The sequence below is a fragment of the Rhizobium sp. PRIMUS64 genome (genome assembly GCF_023006465.1).
In the GTDB taxonomy this organism is placed as follows: Bacteria; Pseudomonadota; Alphaproteobacteria; order Rhizobiales; family Rhizobiaceae; genus Rhizobium; species Rhizobium leguminosarum.
In genome coordinates this window covers 1-818 of record NZ_JALBGX010000309.1, presented here as the reverse complement: position 1 = coordinate 818, position 818 = coordinate 1, and the positions used below count along the sequence as shown (strand labels likewise).

The 818-nt window shown below is 62.5% G+C and carries 1 protein-coding gene; it reads right to left on the bottom strand.

The genetic code is table 11. The features are described 5' to 3' along the window. On the bottom strand, window positions 1–818 hold an 818-nt coding region (locus tag MOV76_RS39280; protein WP_247266608.1), incomplete at both ends, for an electron-transfer flavoprotein:ubiquinone oxidoreductase.

Here is an 818-nt window from a genome sequence, read left to right as displayed (position 1 = left end):
CGCGTCGACGGGCCGGCATAGATGTCGTGTTCCGAACTCTTCTGCAGCGCCATGTCCTTGACCTGCAGATGCACCGGCTGGTCTTCCTCGTGATTGGTGTTCGACAGGAACACCGAGGACAGCCGATCGAAGGTCAAGACGCCATCGGGTTTCGGATAGGCGATCGGCTTGTGCATCGAGGCAGGTTCGAGCGACTGCGCATCGGTCTTGCCATGTTTCAGCGTGCCGAAGACGGAAAGGCCGAACAGCGTGTTGGTCCACATGTCGAAGCCGCCGAGCGCTACGCCAAGCGCGGTGCCGAACTTCGACCACAGCGGCTTGACGTTGCGCACCCGCTTCAAATCCTTGCCGATGTCGCCTTTGCGCCATTCAGTCTCGATCTCGATCACTTCGTCATGACTGCGGCCGGCGGTAATCGCGGCGGCGATCTTCTCGGCGGCCAGCATGCCCGACAGCACCGCATTGTGGCTGCCCTTGATGCGCGGCACGTTGACGAGACCGGCCGAACAGCCGATCAGCGCGCCGCCGGGGAAGGAAAGCTTCGGCACCGACTGGTAGCCGCCCTCGGTGATGGCGCGAGCGCCATAAGACAGCCGCTTGCCGCCCTCGAAGGTGGTGCGGATCGCCGGATGGGTCTTGAAGCGCTGGAATTCCTCGAAGGGATAGAGATAGGGGTTCTTGTAATTGAGGTGGACGACGAAGCCGACCGCCACCAGATTGTCTTCCAGGTGATAGAGGAAGGAGCCGCCGCCGGTCTTCATGCCGAGCGGCCAGCCGAAGGAGTGCTGCACCAGGCCCGGCCGATGGTTCTCGGACTT